Annotated in this window: 18 protein-coding genes; 10 read left to right on the top strand and 8 right to left on the bottom strand. The window is 60.4% G+C overall.

Annotated features, from left to right (window positions below; all coding sequences use genetic code 11):
* Window positions 1-376: 376 nt before the first annotated feature.
* Both ACIQ3A_RS10320 and ACIQ3A_RS10315 read right to left on the bottom strand, forming a co-directional pair.
* A complete protein-coding gene (locus tag ACIQ3A_RS10320) occupies window positions 377-832 on the bottom strand; it encodes an RNA recognition motif domain-containing protein (protein WP_396431655.1) in 456 nt (151 codons plus the stop codon).
* A 350-nt stretch (window positions 833-1,182) separates the two neighbouring features.
* On the bottom strand, window positions 1,183-1,788 hold the full coding sequence (locus ACIQ3A_RS10315; protein WP_396431654.1) for an ATP-binding cassette domain-containing protein: 606 nt from the start codon (window positions 1,786-1,788) through the stop codon (window positions 1,183-1,185).
* Window positions 1,789-1,829: 41 nt separating this feature from the next.
* On the opposite strand from ACIQ3A_RS10315, the gene nudB reads away from it, so the two are divergent.
* From nudB to ACIQ3A_RS10275, 8 genes are all read left to right on the top strand, one after another.
* Entirely contained in the window at window positions 1,830-2,297 is a 468-nt protein-coding gene (gene nudB, locus ACIQ3A_RS10310) for a dihydroneopterin triphosphate diphosphatase (RefSeq protein WP_396431653.1), read from the top strand.
* The gene (locus ACIQ3A_RS10305) at window positions 2,297-3,049 is read left to right on the top strand and encodes an endonuclease/exonuclease/phosphatase family protein (protein ID WP_396431652.1); all 753 of its coding nucleotides are present in this window, start codon (window positions 2,297-2,299) and stop codon (window positions 3,047-3,049) included. The genes nudB and ACIQ3A_RS10305 overlap by 1 nt, the downstream gene beginning before the upstream one ends.
* Before the next feature lie 2 nt (window positions 3,050-3,051).
* Window positions 3,052-4,281, top strand: a complete 1,230-nt coding sequence (gene clsB, locus ACIQ3A_RS10300; protein ID WP_396431651.1) for a cardiolipin synthase ClsB — start codon at window positions 3,052-3,054, stop codon at window positions 4,279-4,281.
* A gap of 102 nt (window positions 4,282-4,383) precedes the next feature.
* Entirely contained in the window at window positions 4,384-5,094 is a 711-nt protein-coding gene (gene folE / locus ACIQ3A_RS10295; RefSeq protein ID WP_396431650.1) for a GTP cyclohydrolase I, read from the top strand.
* A gap of 3 nt (window positions 5,095-5,097) precedes the next feature.
* A complete protein-coding gene (locus ACIQ3A_RS10290; RefSeq protein WP_396431649.1) occupies window positions 5,098-5,520 on the top strand; it encodes a BLUF domain-containing protein in 423 nt (140 codons plus the stop codon).
* Between the two features lie 4 nt (window positions 5,521-5,524).
* Window positions 5,525-6,340: a DUF429 domain-containing protein gene (locus tag ACIQ3A_RS10285; RefSeq protein ID WP_396431648.1), complete on the top strand. Its 816-nt coding sequence runs from the start codon at window positions 5,525-5,527 to the stop codon at window positions 6,338-6,340.
* A gap of 153 nt (window positions 6,341-6,493) precedes the next feature.
* On the top strand, window positions 6,494-6,892 hold the full coding sequence (locus ACIQ3A_RS10280; RefSeq protein WP_396431647.1) for a cupin domain-containing protein: 399 nt from the start codon (window positions 6,494-6,496) through the stop codon (window positions 6,890-6,892).
* A gap of 4 nt (window positions 6,893-6,896) precedes the next feature.
* A complete protein-coding gene (locus ACIQ3A_RS10275) occupies window positions 6,897-7,853 on the top strand; it encodes a putative transporter (protein ID WP_396431646.1) in 957 nt (318 codons plus the stop codon).
* 21 nt (window positions 7,854-7,874) lie between these two features.
* On the opposite strand, the gene ACIQ3A_RS10270 is transcribed toward ACIQ3A_RS10275, so the two are convergent.
* The 4 genes from ACIQ3A_RS10270 to ACIQ3A_RS10255 are packed head-to-tail and all read right to left on the bottom strand — an operon-like array spanning window position 7,875 to window position 12,929.
* The gene (locus ACIQ3A_RS10270; RefSeq protein ID WP_396431645.1) at window positions 7,875-9,560 is read right to left on the bottom strand and encodes a SulP family inorganic anion transporter; all 1,686 of its coding nucleotides are present in this window, start codon (window positions 9,558-9,560) and stop codon (window positions 7,875-7,877) included.
* Between the two features lie 23 nt (window positions 9,561-9,583).
* Window positions 9,584-10,924, bottom strand: coding sequence for a sulfatase (locus ACIQ3A_RS10265; protein ID WP_396431644.1), 1,341 nt, complete (start codon window positions 10,922-10,924; stop codon window positions 9,584-9,586).
* Window positions 10,925-10,943: 19 nt separating this feature from the next.
* Entirely contained in the window at window positions 10,944-11,915 is a 972-nt protein-coding gene (locus tag ACIQ3A_RS10260; protein WP_396431643.1) for a Bug family tripartite tricarboxylate transporter substrate binding protein, read from the bottom strand.
* Between the two features lie 27 nt (window positions 11,916-11,942).
* Window positions 11,943-12,929, bottom strand: coding sequence for a Bug family tripartite tricarboxylate transporter substrate binding protein (locus ACIQ3A_RS10255; RefSeq protein WP_396431642.1), 987 nt, complete (start codon window positions 12,927-12,929; stop codon window positions 11,943-11,945).
* Between the two features lie 118 nt (window positions 12,930-13,047).
* On the opposite strand from ACIQ3A_RS10255, the gene ACIQ3A_RS10250 reads away from it, so the two are divergent.
* Window positions 13,048-13,572 carry a MarR family transcriptional regulator gene (locus ACIQ3A_RS10250; RefSeq protein WP_396431641.1) on the top strand — a complete coding sequence of 175 codons (525 nt, stop codon included), beginning with the start codon at window positions 13,048-13,050 and terminating at the stop codon, window positions 13,570-13,572.
* A complete protein-coding gene (locus tag ACIQ3A_RS10245) occupies window positions 13,569-14,066 on the top strand; it encodes a thermonuclease family protein (RefSeq protein ID WP_396431640.1) in 498 nt (165 codons plus the stop codon). The genes ACIQ3A_RS10250 and ACIQ3A_RS10245 overlap by 4 nt, the downstream gene beginning before the upstream one ends.
* Before the next feature lie 13 nt (window positions 14,067-14,079).
* Here the strand turns inward: ACIQ3A_RS10245 and ACIQ3A_RS10240 are convergent, their stop codons facing one another.
* Both ACIQ3A_RS10240 and ACIQ3A_RS10235 read right to left on the bottom strand, forming a co-directional pair.
* A complete protein-coding gene (locus ACIQ3A_RS10240; RefSeq protein ID WP_396431639.1) occupies window positions 14,080-14,835 on the bottom strand; it encodes a HesA/MoeB/ThiF family protein in 756 nt (251 codons plus the stop codon).
* Between the two features lie 18 nt (window positions 14,836-14,853).
* Window positions 14,854-16,305 carry a S41 family peptidase gene (locus tag ACIQ3A_RS10235; RefSeq protein WP_396431656.1) on the bottom strand — a complete coding sequence of 484 codons (1,452 nt, stop codon included), beginning with the start codon at window positions 16,303-16,305 and terminating at the stop codon, window positions 14,854-14,856.
* Between the last annotated feature and the right edge of the window lie 12 nt (window positions 16,306-16,317).

The following is a 16,317-nucleotide window of genomic DNA, read 5'->3' as shown; positions in this document are numbered from 1 at the left end:
CACAGCGTGCCCAGTGCCTGTTGACCCAGGCACCCAGCCCTGTGGACGAAAAGCAGTTGCGCGAATTGCACATCCGCTTGCGCACCCCAGACGCCGTCAAAGCAGCCTGATCGGCGCTGCACCGCTCAGCCTAACGCCACCTTCGGGTGGCGTTGTTTTTTGTGCTGCCCGCGCTTGGCTGCCTGAAAACTCGTGCTGGGCCTCACGCAGGCGATCCCACACAGCATGTCTCAGCACTGCCGGGATGTCTGGCAATGAGCGCCCACAAAAAAGGCCTCTAGACTGAAGTCTGGAAGCCTTTGATGCTTGTACCCGGCATGGAGCCAGGCCAAAAATTGTGCAGCGGCATCTCTGCCGCTGACGGGGTTTACAGGGCTTAGTAGCCGCCGCGTCCGCCGCCGCCACCGCCGTAGCCGCCACCGCCGGAGCGATCGCCACCACCACCGTAGCCGCCGCCGCCGGAGCGACCACCGCCACCGCCACCGCCACCGCCGTAGCCGCCACCGCCGGAGCGATCACCGCCACCGCCGTAACCGCCGCCACCACCACCACCACCGAAACCGCCAGTACGTGGAGGACGAGCTTCCATCGGACGGGCTTCGTTAACAGTGATGCTGCGGCCGCCCAAAGACTGGCCATTCATGCCGGCGATTGCGGCTTGCGCTTCGGCATCGCTGCCCATTTCAACAAAGCCAAAGCCTTTGGAGCGACCTGTGTCGCGTTCCATCATGACTTTTGCGCTGGTGATGGCGCCGAATTCGCCGAAAGCCTGTTGCAGGTCTTCATCGCGAACGGTGTACGGCAGGTTGCCGACGTAAAGTTTATTGCCCATGCGGGACTCCTGAAAAACACAAAAAACAAAGCGATGGGGTCCCGAAAGCACAACAAACCTGAAAAGTGCCGCCGTAGCGCGCGAAACTGACCGATCACCTGACTTGTGACGTTTTTAAACGTGCACACAATAGATTATGGGGCATAGACAGAAAAAAAGTTTTTTTTTGGATATCCAGCCTTCCATCTGTTGTGTTTTGTGCCAAAACTTGGGTGATATCGGGTGAATTTGCGGTTTTTACACCCTGAGGCGCTGGGCGGCGAATTCCATGTGGGGATGTGTTGGGCGCCGGGTAGGTCACTCAAGGGCTGGTAATTGGCGTTAATTTTTAAGCAGTTACGGCACTGAACTCAAAGCTCGAGCACGCTGGCCAGTGTCAGGTCTTCAGGCGCCTCATAGTCGGCGACGATCCAGGCACGGTCTTGCTGGCTGGCTGCTTCCGACAAAAAGTCCTTGATGAGGCGAATGGACACCTGGTCAAGTGAGACAAAGGCTTGGTCGAGCAAGGTCACGGCTGCGCCTGAGGCCAAGGCCGCGACCAGCATCACTTTGCGACGGCTGCCTGTTGACAGCATATTCAGCCTTTTCTGGCGATGCGGCGCCATGCTGAGGGCTTCTGACAAGTCTTGCAGCAGGGCGCTGTTCCAGTGGGGGTAATGCGGCTTCAGGCTGTCCCAGCAGGCTTGTACCGTGGTTTCGTCGTGCACGGCGCCCTGCAGATCAAGCCAAAAGACGCCACCGGGCGGTGTTTCCACCCTGCCGCTCAGTGGCTTCAAATTACCCGCCAACAACCGCAGCAGGGTGGTTTTGCCGCGGCCTTCATCGCCACACACCCAGTTCAGGCCCGCAGGCCAGGAAAAGTTCAAGGGTTTAAAGACCGCTTGGCCGCCTGGCCCGCCACTGAGGTTGTGGGCTTGCAGCAAAAAAGGCGATGTGGGGGTGGGTGATGACGACATGGCTCAATCCTAGCAAGGCCGGGTGTACCTAGAATGTTCGTGTGACTTCAATAATTTACAAAATTCCCCAATCTGTGCTGGTGGTGATCTACACCCCCAGTGGCCAAGTCTTGCTGATTCGGCGCACTGACGTGGGCACCTGGCAATCCGTCACGGGCAGCAAGGACCACCTGGACGAAAGCTGGACCACCACCGCCGTGCGTGAGGTGCAAGAAGAAACCGGCATCGATGCAACGCATCCCCTGTGTCGGCTAGAAGATTGGCAGCTCGAAAACGTCTACGACATTTACCCGGCCTGGCGCTGGCGCTACGATCCCCAGGTGAGTCGCAACACCGAGCGCGTGTTCGGACTGCGTGTGCCTGAAAAAACGCCCATCAGCCTGAGCCCAGCCGAGCACACCGACTGGCAATGGCTGGATTGGCAGGCGGCGGCAGACCATTGTTTTTCACCGTCGAATGCCGAGGCCATTTTGATGTTGCCCCGTTTTACCAACCTGATCGGCCGTTGATGCCCCAGCGACCAGAACACCCCATCCTGCGCGTGGCGACCTATAACATCCACAAGGGTGTGCAGGGGATTTGGCCTGCGCGGCGTCTGGAAATTCACAACCTGGGCCATGCGGTAGAGCAGCTCGATGCCGACATCGTGTGCCTGCAAGAGGTGCGCCTCATGCACCGCCGAGAAGAAAAATATTTCTCTCACTGGCCCAGCCAACCGCAGGCCGACTACCTGGCCCCTGAAGGCTATGCGTCGGTTTACCGAACCAACGCCATCACCCGCCATGGTGAACATGGCAATGCCTTGCTGTCGCGCTGGCCCGTGCTGTCGCACCAGCATCAAGACATTTCGGACCATCGATTTGAGCAGCGCGGTATGTTGCACACCGAAGTCCAAGTGGACGACCGCATGCTGCATGTGATCGTGGTGCACCTGGGGCTGGTGCCCGCTAGCCGGGTGCGCCAGTTGGCGCAGTTACTGGCCTTTGTTGACCGGACCATCCCAGCTGAGGCGCCGGTGTTGGTGGCGGGCGATTTCAATGACTGGGGCACGGGCCTGGGGCGGCGCATGGCGGGCGCTGGTTTTCGCGAATGGCGAGAGCAGCCCACACCCACTTTCCCCTCGCGTCTGCCCTTGAACCAGCTTGACCATGTCTATGCACGTGGCCTGACACCGGTCCATGCCATGGCCCCGTCGGGGCGCATTTGGCAGCGCATGTCTGATCATCTGCCCCTGGTGGCCGAGTTTGCCTGGCCGGACTGAGCATGCGGCACAGCCCAGCCTTGCGCGATGGTCACCAAATCCGCTTGATTGAGGGTGGCCAAGCGTATTTTGAATCGCTGGTGGCGGCGCTGGAGCAGGCGCGCTCGCAAGTGCAGATCGAAACCTATATTTTTGACTTTCATGGCGCAGCCGCCATGGTGGCTGAGGCCTTGGAGCGGGCCGCCTTGCGGGGCCTGCGTGTTTGGGTGGTGGTGGACGGGGTGGGCACCCCTGGTCTGCCGCCCGAATGGCGTGAGCGCTTTGAACGTGCCGGAGTCGACTGGCGCGTTTACTCGCCACTGGGCACTTGGGGCTTGTTGATCCCCAGCCGCTGGCGGCGCCTGCACCGCAAACTGTGCGTGATCGATGGGCACTTGGCTTTTTGTGGCGGCATCAATATTCTGGACGACTGGTACGACCCGCACCACGGCGCCTTGCATCAGCCCCGGCTTGATTTTGCAGTGTGCGCACGTGGCGCTTTGGTGCAGCAAATGCAGCAAACGATGTCGCAGCTTTGGTGGCGCATTCAGGGCGTGCGTCATGTTAGGGAGCAACAGTTTCCACAGGCTTTCAGCTCCTTCAGGGTAGCTGGCCTGCATTTGCCCTGGGCGCAGCAAGACGCCCATGCCTTTGAAGCGCACCTGGTGGCCAAGGCTGGGCTGCTGCTGCGGGACAATGTCTTGAACCGCAGCCAAATCGAGCGTGCATACCTGAAAGCCATCGGCCTTGCCCGGCATGAAATCGTCATTGCCAACGCTTATTTTTTGCCAGGCCGCCGTCTGCGCAAAGCCTTGATTCATGCTGCGCAAAGAGGGGTTCGGGTGCGTTTGCTGCTGCAGGGGCGCTATGAATACTTCATGCAATACCACGCTGCCCGCCCGGTTTATGGCGTGCTGCTGGCGGCGGGCATCGAAATTCACGAGTACAAAGCCAGTTTTTTGCACGCCAAAGTGGCTGTGATCGACCCACACAACGAGCGGCCCTGGGCCACAGTGGGCTCGTCCAATCTGGACCCACTCAGCTTGCTGCTGGCGCGTGAGGCCAATGTGGTGGTGGCTGACAAAGCCTTTGCGCAGCAGTTGTACCAGCGTTTGCACATGGCCATTGAGCAACAAAGCACCCCGGTGGTGGCTGCGGTTTACACCCAGAGGCCCTGGCACCAAAGGCTGCGTGACCGGGTGGCGTTTGGTTTGATGCGTTTGGCCTTGTTTTTGACCGGTAACCGCTATTGACCGGTATCAACCCCCGACCGACATGGGCCTTATGACGCAGCTGGAGCAGAGTCTTTAATCACTGTTACGATCCCAGCCATGTTTATCAATGCCCCAGACGCCATGACTGCTTCTGCCGCCACGCCCGAAGACGAAGGCGTTCCTGTTTCCGTGAAGATCCGCGAACGCATCCACGCAGCCCGCAAACGTTTCCATGCCAATGACAACATTGCCGAGTTCATTCAGCCCGGCGAGTTGGAAAAGTTGCTGGACGAAGTCACGGACAAGATGGCCGGCGTGCTTGACAGCCTGGTGATCGACACCGTGAACGACCACAACACGGGCGACACTGCCCGCCGTGTGGCCAAGATGTACCTGAAGGAAGTGTTCAAGGGTCGCTACACAGAAGGCCCCGAGATCACTGAATTCCCCAATGCCGAGCACCTGAATGAGCTGATGATCGTTGGCCCCATCACCGTGCGCAGTGCCTGCAGCCACCACTTTTGCCCGGTGATCGGCAAGATCTGGATCGGGGTCATGCCCAACGAGCACACCAACGTGATTGGCCTGTCTAAGTACGCTCGCCTGGCCGAATGGATCATGGGCCGGCCCCAGATTCAGGAAGAAGCCGTGGTGCAACTGGCCGACCTGATCCAGCGTAAAACCCAGCCCGATGGCCTGGCCATCGTCATGGAAGCCAGCCACTACTGCATGGGTTGGCGCGGTGTGAAAGACATGGACAGCAAGATGATCAATTCGGTCATGCGCGGTGCATTCCTGAAAGACGTCAACTTGCGTCGTGAATTTTTAGCCTTGATTCCCGGAAGGAGCTGAACCATGTTGGTACGCCTGCTTTACGCCAGCCGCACGGTTGATCCCCGGCCCGAAACCATCGATTCGATTCTGGCCCATTCCCGCCAGTTCAACCCCAGCACGGGCATCACCGGCATCCTTTGCTACGGCGGTGGCATCTTCTTGCAAGCCATCGAAGGCGGGCGCCAGGCGGTGAGCGATCTGTACGGTCATATCCAGAAAGACCCACGCCACAAAGAGGTGGTCTTGCTGCATTACGAAGAGATTTCAGAGCGCCGCTTTGGTGGCTGGACCATGGGTCAGGTGGACACCTCGCGGGTCAACACCAATATCCTGCTCAAATATTCTGAGCGTGCCGAACTGGACCCTTACAACGTGTCGGGCAAAGTCTCGCTGGCCTTGCTCGAAGAGTTGATGGCCACCGCTTCGATCATCGGGCGCGCCTGAGCCGATGCAGCTCATCGGCTGCGACTTTTCCAGCAGCCCCAGCAAGCGCAAACCCATCGTGCTGGCGCTGGGCCAGGCCCGTCAGGGCAGGGTGCAATTGCAAGCATTGCAAAGCTTTGAAACACTCGAGGCCTTTGGCGACTGGTTAACGCAGCCCGCCGATTGGGTGGGTGGTTTTGATTTGCCCTTTGGCTTGCCGCGCGAGCTGGTCGAGACACTGGGCTGGCCCACCGAATGGGCCGCCTGCATGGACCACTACTGCGCGCTGGAGCGCAGCGCAATTCGCGATCAGTTTGCCGCCTTTTGCAACGCCCGGCCGGTGGGTGGCAAGTTTGCGCACCGTGCTGCCGACCGGCCCGCAGGTTCAAGCCCTTCCATGAAATGGGTCAACCCGCCCGTGGCCTACATGCTGCACGCCGGGGTGCCTTTGCTCCGTCAAGCGGGTGTGCATTTGCCGGGTTTGCAAAACGGTGATACCCGCCGCGTGGCGTTGGAGGCTTACCCTGGCTTGCTGGCGCGCGAGTTGCTGGGCAACCGCAGCTACAAAAGCGATGACAAATCCAAGCAAACCCCCGAACGCCTGCTGGCACGTCGCGAGTTGCTCGGTGCGCTGGAGCGCGGGCAGACCCGCCTGGGCCTGCGTTTGGTGGCCAGCAATGCCCTGCTGGGTCGCCTGGCTGACGATGCCAGCGGCGACGCGCTGGATGCCACCCTGTGCCTGATGCAAGCGGCCTGGGCGCAGCAACAACACACAACCGGTCACCCGCAATACGGCTTGCCACCATGTGACCCGCTGGAGGGGTGGATCGTCACGTCTTGAGGCGGTTGTGATTTTCAAGCGGCCTTGTTTTGGCTTGATGCCAAAAAAGTTACCCCGAGCTTCGGGTTTTTGCATCAGGGCATGCTTGGCACATCGCGTTACGATAGCTCAGCTCCATTCAGTGATGCGCTGGTTTGTGCCAAGGAAATACAAATGACAACACAAGGTTTTGTGGTGACCCACGCCAAGGATGCACTGTTCGAGAAAGGGCTGCGTTCCTTTTTTGAGTACCGCGATCTGGGCATGAAGGCAGCGACCGGTGGGCGTGTGACGGCCAGCGTGATTCGCGCTGCTGGCAGCCATGAATTTTCCAGTCAGCCCCATCTTCACAAAACGCAGTTTCAGCTGGTCTATGTGCTCAAGGGCTGGATCGAGTTTGAGTACGAAGGGCAGGGTGTTGTTCGGCTTGAGGCTGGCTCGTGCGTGCACCAACCGCCCGAAATCCGCCACCGTGAGTTGGGGCACAGCCATGATGTTGAGTTGTTGGAGGTGGTGCTGCCTGCCGACTTTGACACCGTGACGGTGGATGACGTCAACCCGAAAGAGGCTTGAGCCGATGTTTCGCAGTTTTTTTCTTTCGCGTCGTTGGGCTTTGTGGGCTTGGGGTGGTTTGCTGGTGCTGGTGGCAATGGTCTTCATCACGGTGCAGCAGACCGTGAAGCTCAACACCTGGTACGGCGAGTTCTATGACTTGTTGCAAAAGCCCGAGCAGGCGGGCGGGGTCGAGAAGTTCTGGGGCTTCATGCTGCAGTTTGCGTGGATCGCTTTTCCTTACATGTTGCTGCGCAGCCTGGAAACTTATCTGGCCTCGCACTACGCATTTCGTTGGCGTCAGGCCCTGACCGAGGTGTACCTGCCGCGCTGGCAGCGCACCGACGCAACGGTGGAGGGCGCTTCGCAGCGCATTCAGGAAGACTGCATGCGTTTTGCCCGTCAGACCGAAAACCTGGGGCTGGGCTTGGTGCGGGCGGTGCTCACCTTGGTGTCTTTCATCCCGATTTTGTGGTTGTTGTCCAAAGGCATGGCCATTGTGTGGCTGCAGTTTGAGGGCTCGCTGTTTTGGGTGGCCTTGGTCACGGCGGTGGGGGGCACGGTGCTGTCGTGGTTTGTGGGCATCCGCCTGCCGGGACTGGAGTACAACAACCAACGCACCGAGGCTGCGTTGCGCAAGGATTTGGTGTATGCCGAAGATGAGCGCAGTCGCATGGATTTGCCCACGGTACTCAACCTGTTTACAGGCGTGCGCTTGAACAACTTTCGATTGTTCAACCACTACGCCTACTTCCATTTGTGGAGCAATTTTTACAGCCAGACGATGGTGATTTTTCCCTACTTGCTCATGGGGCCGTCGCTGTTCACGGGTTTGATCACGCTGGGGGTGATCCAGCAGGTGAGCAACGCTTTTGGCAAGGTCAATGACGCGTTTTCTTACCTGATCGAGCGCTGGACCGACATCACCGAGTTGCGTTCGATCTACAAGCGCTTGTCGGAGTTTGAAAAGGCGCTGGCCTGAGGCATTGGTCGGGGCTTGAGATCAGATGGCGGCCGCGGCGATGTCTGCGGGGAGTGGGTCCAGGTCTTTCAGCGCCTGCAGGGCTTCGGCGTCGGTGCGGTAAAGCTTGAGGTAGGGGCCACTGGCCAGCTCGCCAGCACGGCGCAAGGTGGTCTCCACTGGCAGCTTGATGCCGCTGATGTGCAGGGTGATGCCCCGGCTGGCCAGTTGGCGATGCAGTTGGCCAAAGGTCTCCACACCCGTGACATCGATGCGGTTGATGGGTTGGGCAAACAGGCAAACATGCAACACAGTGGGGTGACGTGCCAAGTGGTCGGTGATGGCCCGGTCAAATTCGCTGGCAGCGGCAAAGTCCAGTTCAGCGTCCATGCGCAGGGCGTAAAGATGGGGAGCCAAGGGCGGCAGTTTCCACAGATGCCGGTCGCGCAGGCTGCCATCGGGGTGCAGGCCTACTTCGATGATGCGCGGGTGCAGACGGGTGTGCAAAAAATGGCTCAGGCCCACCAGCACCCCGGTCATCACACCCCAGTAAATGCGTGGTGCGGTCAACAAGGTCATGGCAAAGGTGATGCCCGCCGTCATGGTCTCGATGCGGCCCACGCGCCAGAGGTTCAGAAACTGGCGGGGCTGGAACAAATTGAGCACGGCCACGATGACGGCCGCCGACATCACCGAGCGGGGCACAAATTGCAACGCGGGCATGAGGATCAGCAAGGCCAGCAGCACAAAGCCGACCGAGGCCACCACGGCCCAGCCCGAACGCGCCCCGGCATACAGCATGAGGGCCGAGCGCGAAAACGAGGTGCTGGTGGCAAAGCTGCCTGAGAAGGCCGAGGCCAATTTGGCCAGCCCTTGGCTGAAGAGTTCGGTGCTGTCGTCCCAGCGCTTGCTGTCACGGCGGCATTCGATGCGGGCACTTGAAGCGGTCTCCAGAAAGCTCACCAGCGCGATCACCATGGCGGGCACCCAAAGCTGGTTGAGCATGTCCAGGCCAGGCCATTGCGGCCAGTAAAAATCAGGCAGACCCGAGGGCAGCAGGCCGACCACCGCGCCGTGGTTTTGGTAATCGGTGGCATAAGCGATGGCCGAGGCGATGCCCATGACGATCATGATGCCGGGCCAGCGGGGCTTAAATTGACGCAGCAACAGCAGTACCGCCAAGCTGGACAGGCCAAACAGGGCGGGCCAGTCGGTCAGCCAAGACGACCAGGTCGACAGGTTCCAGCTCCAGGCTTTCAGGCCCAACAAGCCGGGCACTTGCGAGGCCATGATCAGCAAGGATGCGGCTTGGGTAAAGCCGGTCATCACCGGGGCGCTGACCAGGTTGATGAGCCAGCCGTAATGGCCCAAACCCAGCAGCAGCTGCATGGCCCCCGACAACAGCGATAACCATACCGCCAGCGCCACCCATTCGGGCGAGCCGGGTTCGGCCATGCCGGTGAGCGAGGCCCCAATCAGCACACAAGTCAACGCGGCCGGACCGACCGACAATCGGTTGGCGCTGCCAAAAAGCACCGCTAACAAAGCGGGGATCAGGCAGGTGTAAAGACCAGTGACCAAAGGCATGCCGGCCAGGCCCGCATAAGCCACGGCTTGCGGAATCATGACAAGCGCCACTGTCAGGCCCGCTAGCACTTCGGTGCGGGCCAGTGGGGCGGTCAGGCGAGGCCACTGGCGGAAAGTTAAAAAACGTTGCATGTCAGGCATGCCCGATCTTAGCCGCCAGGGCTTCAGCGTTGTGGCATGTCTTTGACAGAGTAGCCCAGGCTGACGGTGGCGTCTTCGGGAATGGCGGGCACCGTGGCGTCCCAGGCTTCCCAGGCAGCGCGCAGGCTTTGCAGCTTTTCGGGCTGGTGCTTGGCCAGATTGGCCCGCTCGCGTTCATCGTCCGAAATATTGAACAAATAATCGTGGCCATCCACCCGTAAATATTTGTACTCGCCCATGCGCAGTGCACGCTGACCCCGATGGTTCATGCGCCAGTAAAGTGGCCGTTCGAACTGGTGCTTCGCGTCGCGCAGCACGGGCGCCAGCGACACGCCGTCAAAAGGATGGTCGGCATCGGCTTGAGCGCCTGCCAGCGTTACCAGGGTGGCGGACCAGTCCATGGTCATGCAGTGCTGGGCCGATGTACCCCCTGGTGCAATCACTGCGGGCCAGTGCGCGATCCACGGCACGCGGATGCCGCCTTCGGTCAGGTCCATCTTACCGCCCACCAGCGGCCAGTTGTCGCTGAAACGTTCGCCGCCGTTGTCGCTGGTGAAGACGATCAAGGTGTTGTCCAGTTGCCCGGTTTTTTTCAGCGCATCCACCACCCAGCCTATGCCTTCGTCCATGTGGTGGATCATGCGGTGGTAGGTGTGGATGTTGCCGCCATGCAGGTGGAACAGGTTGTCTTTGACCTCTTGCGCCAGCGCGTGGTCTTCGCGGGTTTCCCAAGGCCAGTGCGGCGCGGTGTAGTGCAGGCTCAAAAAGAAAGGGGTGCCCTGCTTGGCACCTGGGGCCATGCGCTGGACAAAGTCCACAGCCTTGTGCGAGATCAGGTCGGTCAGGTAGCCGTCTTCGGGCGTCTCGTCTTCATTAGTGAACAGATCGTGTGCACCGCTGGAGGCGCAGTGGGTGAAGTAGTCCACGCCGCCCGACATGGGGCCGAAGAATTCTTCGTAGCCCGACTTGATGGGGCTGAAGTGCGGCGGGTAGCCCAGATGCCATTTGCCGATCAGCGCCGTACGGTAGCCACTGGCCTTGAGCAGTGAGGGCAGTGTGGGGTGCTCGGGCGGTAGGCCCAGCACCTTGCTGCCTTTGCTCTTGCTGTTGATGGGCTCGTCGGCACCGCCACGCAGGCGGTACTGGTAGCGCGCCGTCATGAGCGCAAAGCGGGTGGGTGAGCACACGGGTGAGTTGGAATACCCCTGGGTGAACTTCAGGCCTGCTGCGGCCAGTTGGTCGAGCACTGGCGAGACGGGGCCGAACTTGGCGTCGCGGCCACCGTAGCAGCCGAGGTCGGCAAAGCCGAGGTCGTCGGCCACGATGAAGATGATGTTGGGGCGTGGGGTGGAGGGCGCTGTCATGAATGTTGTTCAGAGGGGGTCAATCCACCTTCATGCCAGTGGCGCGAATCACGCGGCCATATTGGTCAGAGAGCTTTTGCAGTCGGGCGTTGGCGGCTGATCCGGTCAGGCCTTCGTAGGCCATGTCAAGGTCGTTCAGGCGAGCTTGCAACTCGGGGCGGGCCAACGCATCGGTGATGGCCTTGGCCATGGTTTGCATCAGGGGCTCAGGCGTATTGCCTGGGGCCATGACCACGTAGAGCACTTCGCTTTCCAGGTCCTTGAAGCCGGCCTCGGCCACAGTGGGGACATCAGGGGCCAGGCGTGAACGTTTGCGGCTGGTCACCGCCAAGGCCGTCACCTTGCCGCCCTTGACCTGCGGCAGCATGCCCGGTGTGGCCAGCGTGCCGCCCTCGACCTCGCCTGAAACCACGGCCATCACCGCAGGCGAATTGCCCCGGTAGGGCACATGCACCAGCCGCGTTGCAGTCGACACATTGCTCATGTTGACCCACAGATGGCCGGGTGAGCCATTGCCGCCAGAGCTGAAGTTCAGGCTGCGATCGCGTGCGGCCTGCATGAAGTCCTTCATTGTTTTGTAGCCCGTGCTGGGGTGTACGCCCAGCAGCAAGCCGGAGTTGGAGATCACCACCAGTGGCTTGAGGTCGGTATCCTTGAAGGGCAGGGACTTGTAGATGTGCGGGTTGATGGTGTGGGTGGTGTCAATGCCCCACAGTAAGCTGTAACCATCGGGCATGGACTTGGCCACCAGATCGGCCCCGACGCCGCCTGCTGCGCCAGGTTTGTTGTCGATCACAAAAGCTTGACCAAATTGCTTTTGCAGCACATCCCCCACGGCCCTTGCCAGGACGTCGGACGGGCCACCGGCCGGCCAGCTGTTGACGAATTTGACGGGCTTGCTCGGCCAGGGGGCGTTTTGGGCGAGGGTGCTGCTGCTGATCAGCAGGCTCAGGCTGCCCGCCAAAAAAGCGGCGAAAAAAGACTTTTGCATGGGCGTCTCCAAATGGGCTGATGGTTCTCAGTCGAGCTGTACGCCCGTGGCTTTGATGGGCTTTTCCCAGCGGGTCAGATCGGCTTTTTGTGCGCTTGCCAGCTCGCTTGAGCTGGAGCCGATTGGCTCGTAGCCGAGTTTGAGCATTTTGTCTTTCATGGCCGGGTCGCGGGCAATTCTCATCATGGCTTTTTCCAGGCGGGTGAGGGCGTCGCCCTTCAAGCCGGCGGGGCCGTACATGGCAAACCAGGCGGTGGCGTCCATGTTGATGCCCGACTCTTTGAGGGTGGGCACCTCGGGTACTTGTGGGTCGCGCTGGCTGCCGGTCACGGCAATGATGCGCACTTTGCCCGCCCGGTGCATTTCGGCGGTTTCGGACACCACGTCAAACTTGTAGCCGATGTGGCCACCCAGCAAGGCATTGTTGGCTGGGGCGCCGCCCTGGAAGGGCACGTGGTTCAGGCTGATGCCGGCAGACTGCTCCATCAACACACCCATGAAGTGCGGCAAGGTGCCTGCGCCGGGTGTGCCATAGCTGGCATTGCCGGGCTCGCTTTTAGCTTTGGCCACCATCTCGGCCACGCTTTTCACATTGGTGGCAGGGCCGGAGACCACGCCAAACTGGAAGCGTGCGATTTGTGAGACCGGTGTGAAGTCCTTGACGGCGTCGTAGTCGAGCTTTTTGTAAACGTGGGGGAACAGCACCATCGGGCCGCTGGGCAAGATGATCACGGTTTGGCCATCAGGTTTTGCAGCTTTCACGGCGTTCAGGGCAATGCGCCCACCCGCGCCGGGTTTGTTGTCCACGACGATGGTGCCAAAGTCGTCGCGCAGTGCATCGGCCACCATGCGGGCCAGAATGTCGGCCGAACCACCCGGTGGAAAACCCACCACAATCTTCAACGGGGTTTTGTCTTGTGCCTGCAGGCCTGGCGACAGCACGGCCAATGACAGGGCGAGCAGGCCCAAGGCGCGGCGTGTGATGCGTCGGGTTGTTCGGTGGGATGTAGGCATGGGAAAAGTCTCCGATAAGTTGGACCAGGGCGGCCCCTGGTAGAAAACGCTGATCAAGTCAGAATGTAGCGCCTTGACCGACAATTGATCTAAACAACCATCCCCCCGGAAAACCCTGATGTCGCTGTCTCCCTCTCAACGTTTGGCGTCGATCGACGATCTGCTGCTTTACCGCTTGGGTCGTTTGTCGAGCGTGGCGGGGGCCATGGTGGTGCGATTGTGCGAAGGGGGTTATGGCATCACGCGGCGAGAGTGGGCGGTGGTGGCTCAGTTGTATGAAAACGGCGGCTTGCCGCCTTCCGCATTGGCTGAGCGCATGCAGCGTGACCGCGCACGCACCTCGCGCACCCTGACCGCCTTGGGGCACAAGCAATTGGTGCTGCGAACGATTCCCGCCAACGACCGGCGCAGTGCGCTGGTATCCCTCACGCCAGCAGGGCGACAAATTTATGAGGACTTGATGCCCCAAGTGCAGGCCATCAACAGCCAGATTTTGAGTGCGCTGCAAACGGATGAAGCCATGCGTTTTGACCAAGCGCTGGCGCGTTTGCAAGTGCGCGCTCAGTCCTTGCTCGCCGAGTTGAGCCCCGACTTGCCCAAAGCCAACCGCCGCCAGGGCCGACGCGGCAAGGGTGTTGCATGAAATGCTGGGCCCGCTGTTGGCTTGTACTGGCTTTGTCAGGCCATTGGGGTGTTCAGGCTTCAGAGGTCTGGACAGGCTGGGTCAGCTGGGTGATGGATGGCGACACGGTGCTGCTGCTGCGGCATGGCCAGTTGGAGCCAGTCAAGTTGCGCATCGATGGCATTGACGCCCCCGAAATCTGCCAGCCTGGTGGCGCGCAAGCCCGGGATACCATGATTCGTCTGGCGCTGCGCAAGTCGGTTGAGGTGGACGACCGCGGACAGGATATCTATGGCCGGCAAGTTGGACGTCTGTCGGTCGACGGGGTGGATCTGGGGGCTGAGATGGTGCGTTCCGGCATGGCCTGGGCGTACAGATTTCGCACGGGCAAAGGCCCTTATGCGGGCTTGCAGCGACAGGCCCAGACGCAAAAAATGGGTGTATTTGCAGCACCTGAGGCCGCCATGTCACCGCCTGTGTTCAGAAAATTCCATGGCACTTGCCATGGCAGCTGACGGTTTGCGGTAATCAAGAACGGTGCGCTGCGCACACCGGGCAAGCCGGGTTGCGTTGCATGCGAATGTCGGTCCACGACAGTTCGCGGCCGTCCAGCATCAGCAAACGCCCGGCCAGGTGGCTGCCCATGCCGCTCAATATTTTGAGGGCCTCGGCCGCTTGCACCGTGCCGATGATGCCCACCAGCGGCGCGAACACGCCCATGGTGGCGCAACGGGTTTCCTCGGGCAGGTTGTCGGGCGGGAAGATGCAGGCGTAGCAGGGTGCATCCGGCTGGGTGGTGTCAAACACTGAGACCTGCCCGTCCATGCGGATGGCAGCACCTGAGACCAGCGGCTTGCGGTGTTGCACGCAGGCCAGGTTCACGGCCTGGCGGGTTTCGAAGTTGTCACTGCAGTCGAGCACCACATCGGCGCACGCGACCAGGGTGTCGAGTGTGGCCGCATCGGCGCGTTGCGTGATGGGCGTCACGCTCACGTCGGGGTTGATCTGAGCAATGGCGGTGCGCACCGATTCGGCTTTGAATTGACCCACGCGGTCGAGGGTGTGGGCAATCTGGCGCTGCAAGTTGGTGGCATCCACGTGGTCGTGGTCGACCACCGTGATGTGACCCACGCCCGCGCTGCCCAAATACAGACTCACGGGCGAGCCAAGCCCCCCCGCGCCGATGATCAGGGCATGCGAAGCGAGAAGTTTTTCCTGGCCATCGATGCCCAGCTCGTTGAGCAGGATGTGCCGCGAATAGCGCAGTAACTGAACGTCATCCATGCGCGTCACCCATGGCGCTCAGTCTTCTTTCTTTTCGACCTTGCGCTCGGCCAGCGTGGTGCTGGCCTTGACGGGCAGGCCTTTGAGTTGGTTCAGGGCCTGGATCAACTGGAAGTCCTTGTCCGAGCCGAACTCTGGCAAACGCCGTTCAGCCACGGGCTTTTTGGATTCTTCTTCCAGCTTCTTGATCGCGTCTTCACGGGCTTTTTCGCGGGCTGGGTCTTTCTTCTCTTCGGCTTCCTTGCCGTTGGAGAGGTGTTTTTCCAGATCGGCTTCGCGGGTGCGCAAAGCAGAGAAGACGTTGCCGTTTTCAGTTTCGTCCAGCATCACCTCGGGCACGATGCCTTTGGCCTGTATGGCACGACCTTTGGGCGTGTAGTAGCGGGCGGTGGTGATCTTGAGCGCTGTGTCAGGCCCCAGCTGGCGCACGGTCTGCACCGAGCCTTTGCCAAAGGTCTGGCTGCCCATCAGGGTGCCGCGCTTGTAGTCTTGCAAGGCGCCAGCGACGATCTCGCTGGCCGAGGCCGAGCCTTCGTTCACCAGCACCACCAAAGGCACTTTTTTCAGCGCACCGCCCGTGGCCGCGGTCATGCGGGCAATGGGGTCGTTGCTGCTGTTGCGACGCCAGAACTGGGGCGTGGCTTTGTAGGTGAATTTGCTTTCTTCGAGCTGGCCATTGGTGGTGACCACAGTGACGTTTTCAGGCAGGAAGGCAGCAGACAAAGCCACGGCCGCGTCCAGCAGACCCCCGGGGTCATTGCGCAGGTCAAGCACCAGGCCTTTGAGCTGGGGCTCTTGTTTGTACATTTCCTCGATCTTGCGGGCGAAGTCGTCCACCGTGCGTTCCTGGAACTGGGACACGCGAATCCAGCCGTAACCCGGCTCGACGATCTTGGACTTGACCGACTGGGTCTTGATCTCTTCGCGCACGATGGTCACCGGAAAGCTGCGGTTTTCTGATTTGCGGAAGATGGTCAGCAGCACCTTGGTTCGGGGCTCACCGCGCATGCGCTTGACGGCTTCGTTCAGAGACAGGCCCTTGACTGGGGTGTCATCGATCTTGGTGATCAGGTCATTGGGTTTCAGGCCCGCCCGGTCGGCCGGAGAGCCTTCGATGGGAGAGACGACCTTGACCAATCCGTCTTCCTGGCTGATCTCGATGCCGACACCGACAAACTTGCCGGAGGTGCCTTCAGAAAATTCTTTGAAGCTTTTTTTATCGAAATACTGGGAGTGGGGGTCCAAGCTGGCGACCATGCCGGAGATGGCTTCGGTGATCAACTTTTTTTCGTCGACAGGCTCGACATAGTCGCTCTTGACCATGCCAAAAACCGCCGCCAATTGCTGCAGCTCTTCGAGCGGCAAGGGGGCCATGTTGCCGCGCGCCACGGTTTGCAGGGACACGGTGGTCAATGCCCCTGCCAAAGCGCCCACGCTGATCCAGCCCGCGATCTTGAGTTTTTGTCCCATATGCTTGTATTT

Origin of the sequence: Limnohabitans sp. (assembly GCF_044361985.1) — a bacterium.
In the GTDB taxonomy this organism is placed as follows: Bacteria; Pseudomonadota; Gammaproteobacteria; order Burkholderiales; family Burkholderiaceae_C; genus Limnohabitans_A.
The sequence above is the reverse complement of the archived record's forward strand: the minus strand, read 5'-3'. Positions and strand labels throughout refer to the sequence as shown.

Excerpts from the sequence above, each read along its gene's own strand:
- ACIQ3A_RS10320 (WP_396431655.1), bottom strand. The coding sequence starts at position 832 with ATGGGCAATAAACTTTACGTCGGCAACCTGCCGTACACCGTTCGCGAT.
- ACIQ3A_RS10315 (WP_396431654.1), bottom strand. The coding sequence starts at position 1,788 with ATGTCGTCATCACCCACCCCCACATCGCCTTTTTTGCTGCAAGCCCAC.
- ACIQ3A_RS10305 (WP_396431652.1), top strand. The coding sequence starts at position 2,297 with ATGCCCCAGCGACCAGAACACCCCATCCTGCGCGTGGCGACCTATAAC.
- clsB (WP_396431651.1), top strand. The coding sequence starts at position 3,052 with ATGCGGCACAGCCCAGCCTTGCGCGATGGTCACCAAATCCGCTTGATT.
- folE (WP_396431650.1), top strand. The coding sequence starts at position 4,384 with ATGACTGCTTCTGCCGCCACGCCCGAAGACGAAGGCGTTCCTGTTTCC.
- ACIQ3A_RS10290 (WP_396431649.1), top strand. The coding sequence starts at position 5,098 with ATGTTGGTACGCCTGCTTTACGCCAGCCGCACGGTTGATCCCCGGCCC.
- ACIQ3A_RS10285 (WP_396431648.1), top strand. The coding sequence starts at position 5,525 with ATGCAGCTCATCGGCTGCGACTTTTCCAGCAGCCCCAGCAAGCGCAAA.
- ACIQ3A_RS10280 (WP_396431647.1), top strand. The coding sequence starts at position 6,494 with ATGACAACACAAGGTTTTGTGGTGACCCACGCCAAGGATGCACTGTTC.
- ACIQ3A_RS10275 (WP_396431646.1), top strand. The coding sequence starts at position 6,897 with ATGTTTCGCAGTTTTTTTCTTTCGCGTCGTTGGGCTTTGTGGGCTTGG.
- ACIQ3A_RS10270 (WP_396431645.1), bottom strand. The coding sequence starts at position 9,560 with ATGCCTGACATGCAACGTTTTTTAACTTTCCGCCAGTGGCCTCGCCTG.
- ACIQ3A_RS10265 (WP_396431644.1), bottom strand. The coding sequence starts at position 10,924 with ATGACAGCGCCCTCCACCCCACGCCCCAACATCATCTTCATCGTGGCC.
- ACIQ3A_RS10260 (WP_396431643.1), bottom strand. The coding sequence starts at position 11,915 with ATGCAAAAGTCTTTTTTCGCCGCTTTTTTGGCGGGCAGCCTGAGCCTG.
- ACIQ3A_RS10255 (WP_396431642.1), bottom strand. The coding sequence starts at position 12,929 with ATGCCTACATCCCACCGAACAACCCGACGCATCACACGCCGCGCCTTG.
- ACIQ3A_RS10250 (WP_396431641.1), top strand. The coding sequence starts at position 13,048 with ATGTCGCTGTCTCCCTCTCAACGTTTGGCGTCGATCGACGATCTGCTG.
- ACIQ3A_RS10245 (WP_396431640.1), top strand. The coding sequence starts at position 13,569 with ATGAAATGCTGGGCCCGCTGTTGGCTTGTACTGGCTTTGTCAGGCCAT.
- ACIQ3A_RS10240 (WP_396431639.1), bottom strand. The coding sequence starts at position 14,835 with ATGGATGACGTTCAGTTACTGCGCTATTCGCGGCACATCCTGCTCAAC.
- ACIQ3A_RS10235 (WP_396431656.1), bottom strand. The coding sequence starts at position 16,305 with ATGGGACAAAAACTCAAGATCGCGGGCTGGATCAGCGTGGGCGCTTTG.